Origin of the sequence: Marivita sp. (assembly GCF_965656765.1) — a bacterium.
In the GTDB taxonomy this organism is placed as follows: Bacteria; Pseudomonadota; Alphaproteobacteria; order Rhodobacterales; family Rhodobacteraceae; genus Marivita.
Genome location: NZ_CBFHLV010000107.1, coordinates 1 through 5245, shown reverse-complemented (window position 1 = coordinate 5245; position 5245 = coordinate 1). Strand labels below are relative to the sequence as shown.

The following is a 5245-nucleotide window of genomic DNA, read 5'->3' as shown; positions in this document are numbered from 1 at the left end:
ACACGTGTCACCTCGTCGCCAATATTGATCACACCGCCGTTGACGACTTCGGCGCGCACAGAGAAATCCTGATGTCCCCAACTGTCCAGCGCGCCAAGAACATCGGCATCGCGCAGCCCAGTTTTCGGATTGCTATGGGTTGATTTACAACGGTCTGTACGTTCTTTGACCCGCAGAACGGTGTCTCCTACACGCACATCGCGACCGTCCCAATCGAATTCTTCCCAAGGGGCAAGTCCATCAATCCAGATGTTCCCACGCCACCGCAAATGCGACAACGGCCGCCCTGTGCGCTGTTCTACCGCGCGGTGAGACGAGTGATTGCACAAAGTAATGCTGGGAAAATCGCTGTCCGTAAAGGCCTGTGCCTGCGCCTTAATCAGTCGTGCAGGGCGAAGTGTGTCTTCAGGAATCAGCGCGTTGATCCAGTCCAGAAACACCGTCTCGTCCGTATCTGGGTTGAAAACCAGCGAGTCAGCGTTCGGGTGTCGAAGGGTCATCTGTCCCGAAGTTGCGTCAAAGTCTGATGTGATGGCCATGAGGCTAGGCAACTTGGCAACACGGCAGAAATGGCCACAGCTTGCCCATTCCTTCCCATCGACGTTCGAACGTTCATGTGCCACGGCCCAATGACGGTCCAATGGCATCGCCTGACCGGCAGCAAGCGTCACCGACTCCAGCTTCTCCCGACCATGGCTTTTGATTGGGTGGCGCCAGATTTCAGTGACGGTGGCTGTCATTTCTCGTCCGTTTTCGGACCGCGCTTCACGCTGGATTTGATGTTACCAAACACGTCCGGCTTATAACCCTGCGACCGCATGATGAGGTACTGCTGGGTAAAGGTGATCGTGTTGTTCGCAATCCAGTACACCACAAGCCCGCTGGCAAATCCGCCGAGCATGAACATGAAAACCCACGGCATCCAGGCAAAGATCATCGCTTGTGTGGCGTCGGTGGGTGCCGGGTTCAGTTTTTGCTGCAGCCACATGGAAATGCCCAAGAGCAGGGGCAGGATACCAATAAAGACCAACGCAATCAACGATCCGGGTTCCGGTGCCGCCCATGGCAGCAGTCCGAACACGTTAAAGATCGATGTGGGGTCGGGGGCCGACAAATCTTGAAATGGACCAAGCCAAGGGGCGTGGCGCAGTTCCAGCGTTACGAAAATAACCTTGTAAAGCGAGAAAAAGATCGGAATTTGTAGCAGGATCGGCAAACAGCCAGAGGCCGGGTTCACCTTTTCCTTCTTGTACATTTCCATCATTTCTTGCTGGAGCTTTTGGCGGTCGTCGCCCGCACGCTCTTTGATCTTCTCCATCTCTGGTTGAAGCTCTTTCATCTTCGCCATTGAGACATAGGATTTGTACGCCAATGGGAAGAGTGCCGCTTTGATGATGAGGGTAAGGCCGATAATCGCCCAGCCCATGTTGCCAATCAGAACGTTAAGATTGTGCAGTAGCCAGAAAATCGGCTTTGTCAGGAAGAAAAACCAACCCCAGTCGATCGCGTCGATAAACCGGTCAACGCCAGTTTCCTGATACTCGCGAATGGTTTCCCATTCTTTGGCACCGGCAAACAGCTGGGTTGAAACTTCGCGCGTTTGCCCGGGCTCGATCGTGACCGTCGGTTGAACGGCCTCAGTCTGATAAATATTGCTGGCGTCGTTATACTTTGCGACTTGGCGGAACGCAGTGCCGTTTTCCGGAATGAGCGTGGTCATCCAGTAGTGATCGGTGAACCCGATCCAGCCATTTTCATTGACTTGGGTCACTTCTGCGCGTGCGCCTTCAGATGGAACGATGGCGAAATCGGTCATGTCACCATAGTCAATCTCGGCCAAGGTGCCGTCGGCCATCGCGACAACACCCTCGTGCAGGATGAAAAAGTTCTTGAGATCTGCGGGTTCACCGTGCCGGGCAATCAAGCCATATGGCGCGATGGTCATTGCAGTGTCGCTGGCGTTTTCAACGGACTGTGTGACCGTAAACATAAAGTCTTGATCGATTTCGATGGTGCGACGGAACACGGTGCCGTTCGGGCTGTCCCAACGTAGCGTGATTGGGCTATCGGCGGTTAGAGTGTCACCGCGTTCCACCGCCCAATCTGTTGCGACGCTGGGCACATCATCAAGCGTCAATCCACCACCGGGTGCCCAGCCGAACAAGGCGTAGTACGGGCTTGCAGAGCCAACCGGATTCAGGAGGTGTACAACATCAGCGCCCTCTTCGAGGCTGACGCGATAGTCCTTGAGGGAGAGGTCATCAATGCGTCCACCGGTGAGCGAGATTGAACCAACGAGGCGATCCGTCTCGATCTGAACGCGCGGAGCATCTTCGACCGCCGATGGGCTGTTTTGTGTCGTTACCGCCGCCGTACCCGGAGCGGCCTCGGGCGTGGTGGCCACGGCCGGTGCAGTGCTTTCGCTAGCAGGCGGTAGCGCGTTCTCGGGGTCGAGCGCCGGGTCAGGCGGCGGAAACAAGACAAACCATACGAGAATGACCGCAAAGCTCAGCGCTGTTGCGATGAGAAGATTCTTGTTCTGATCGTCCATAGGGGCCTGCCGCCTGTGGTTTCTGAATTACCGCTGCGTTCAACAGGCACTGTGCCTGAAGGTCAAGCGGATTCACAGGATAGACCGGCCTGGTGCGGCATTTGTTCAGCAGCTTGTGATCGTTGCACGGTAGGGCAAATCACGTTATTTCACTCGTCGCAAGCCAGGATTGGCGGGCAGGTCATTCTGTTGCTGTTGGTCCGCCAGCCAAAGACTCATATCCACGGCTGAGGCAGGTTCGGCAAAAAGAAAGCCTTGAGCAACTTGGCAGCCCAATTCGCGCAACACCCCATGTTCCCCCACTGTTTCCACGCCGGTGCCCACGGCTTGTATTTCGAGCCTTTTACACATGTCGAGAATCGCGTGAAAGACGCGGTGTCTTTCACACGAGGTATCGACACCTCGGATTAGGCTCTGGTCAATCTTGATGCGGTTGACCGCGATTTTCTGAAGCATCGCGATATCCGACCCACCGACCCCATAGCCATCAATGTCTAGTGTACATCCCAACGCAACCAACGCGCTGAGATTGCGTCGGACGATGTCGTCTTTCAGGTTTACAAACAACCTTTCGGGCACTTCAAAGACCAAACGATGGGCAAGAAGCATTGAACGGTCCAGTTCGGCCTGGACGTGTTCGGCAAAATTAGGATCCCGCAGTTCTTGTCCTGAAAGGTTGAGGCTAATTGTTGGCACGTCATAGCCCATATCGTCCCACGCCTGTAGCGCGGCGATAGATTGAGTGCGTATCGTTTTGCCAAGACGGGACATCTGTTGGCTGTCTTCGATCGCATTAAGAAATACGCTTGGCGCAAGCATACCCTGCGTGGGATGATCCCAACGGGCAAGCACCTCCATTCCGGTCACGTCATTGGTTGTTACGCTGACCTGCGGTTGGAAATGGGCTTGGATGCGTCCGTCTTCGAACGCTGCGGCGACCCCGGTTTGCAAGTTTCGCTTTGCGTGATGCTTACGGGACAGTTTTTCTGACCAGACCCGCGTCGCGCCGGACCCGGTTTCTGTGGCTTCGATCAAAGCTTCAGATGCCGACCGCAGCCATGTGTCAGCCGTCACGTTGCGTCCAAAATTCAAAGACGACGCGATCCCGATATAGACGGAAACATACTGGCTGCTTCCTGCGACAGAGAGGGGGGGCTCGGCTACGGTGCGTAGACGTTTGGCCACGTCCAGCAGCGTGTCCAACTTGAGCCGAAAACCGGGAGAAATCAGGACTGTCAGGCACGTATCGCCAGTCTGGAAAACGTGGTCACCGGACCGTAAAGTGGTCGCCAATCTGGATCTAATCAGTTCGCGAGCATCATTAGTCGCGGATGGCCCAAAACGGTTTGCAAGTTCAGCAAGGCCATGAATTTCAATTTTTAGGCATGCCGTCGTCTGGCCATTGTGTTGGGCGATTTCAAGAAAGTCCTGCGCCACTGATGCAAGATCTGGCGCCGGGACTTTTGCCATTTCATGCGCGTGGAACGGCTGGCCAAAACCCCCAGTCACCGCATAAATCAAAGGAGTGCCAAGCGCGATGGTGACCAGCAAAACCTCACCACCGCCCCAATAGCCAGCCAAGCATAAGGCTGGAAGAAATGCCAACATCTGCGGCCCATTCAGACTTGTGCGGAGTAGCCGCGAAAGACCGCGCTTGTATGTCCGTGATTCCATCGCAATTTTGCCCTGAAGTCATTTTGGGCAGAATGGCGGTACATTGGTAACCCAAGACTTAACCCAGCTTGGGAATTTCCTGCGAATTCTCGTTATCTTTGGCCATTTCGGTGGAAAGGCCTTTGAAATCAAAAAGCTGACTGTCCAAAAGGTGCGACGGTCTTGCGTTCGTCAGAGCCCGAAACATGACTTGGCGACGACCGGGGCTGTTCTTTTCCCAACCATCGAGGATCGCTTTGACCTGTTGCCGCTGTAGACCGTCCTGGCTGCCGCACAGGTCGCACGGAATAATCGGATAGCGCATAGACTGAGCGAACTTCTCGCAATCGGCCTCGGCCACATGCGCAAGCGGTCGGTACAAGAACAGGTCACCTTCTTCGTTGACCAACTTTGGGGGCATCGTCGCAAGCCGGCCACCGTGAAATAGGTTCATGAAAAAGGTTTCAAGAATATCGTCTCGGTGATGGCCCAAGACGACGGCACTACAGCCTTCTTCGCGGGCGATCCGGTAGAGATTTCCGCGTCTAAGGCGAGAGCACAGTGCGCAATAAGTCCGGCCCTGCGGAACTTTGTCGACGACGATGGAATAGGTGTCTTGATATTCGATCCGGTGAGGGACGCCCATCTTTTCAAGAAACTCTGGAAGCACCGTAGCGGGAAAGTCTGGTTGACCCTGATCCAGATTGCATGCGAGCAGGTCCACGGGGAGCAAACCACGCCATTTGAGTTCGTGAAGTATGGCCAGCAAAGTATAGCTGTCTTTGCCGCCCGACAGACATACCAGCCATTTTGGTGGTGTTGCAGTGCCGCGTTCAATCATACCGTATTGTTCAATCGCTTCACGCACATTCTGCACGATGCGCTTGCGCAATTTTTTGAACTCGGTGGTTTTGGGCGCACCGTAGAACAGTGGGTGTATATCGTCGGCATCATCAAGCATATTGTAATCGTCCGGTCTGACCGCCCTATGATGCGGCTTTCCACGGCAGAAGATCGTCGACACGGTTGATCTTGTAATCC

4 protein-coding genes are annotated in these 5245 nt (G+C 54.7%); all 4 read right to left on the bottom strand.

Annotation, left to right across the window (positions count from 1 at the left end):
- The coding region (locus ACTG4M_RS16895) for an MOSC domain-containing protein (protein WP_439124836.1) at positions 1-740 on the bottom strand (740 nt) is incomplete at its 3' end.
- Positions 737-2551, bottom strand: coding sequence for a membrane protein insertase YidC (gene yidC / locus ACTG4M_RS16890; protein WP_439124835.1), 1815 nt, complete (start codon positions 2549-2551; stop codon positions 737-739). The genes yidC and ACTG4M_RS16895, both read right to left, overlap by 4 nt.
- A 144-nt stretch (positions 2552-2695) precedes the next feature.
- Positions 2696-4159, bottom strand: coding sequence for an EAL domain-containing protein (locus ACTG4M_RS16885; protein ID WP_439124834.1), 1464 nt, complete (start codon positions 4157-4159; stop codon positions 2696-2698).
- 124 nt (positions 4160-4283) lie between these two features.
- Complete coding sequence (ttcA, locus tag ACTG4M_RS16880) at positions 4284-5165, bottom strand: tRNA 2-thiocytidine(32) synthetase TtcA (RefSeq protein ID WP_439124837.1); 882 nt, start codon at positions 5163-5165, stop codon at positions 4284-4286.
- Between the last annotated feature and the right edge of the window lie 80 nt (positions 5166-5245).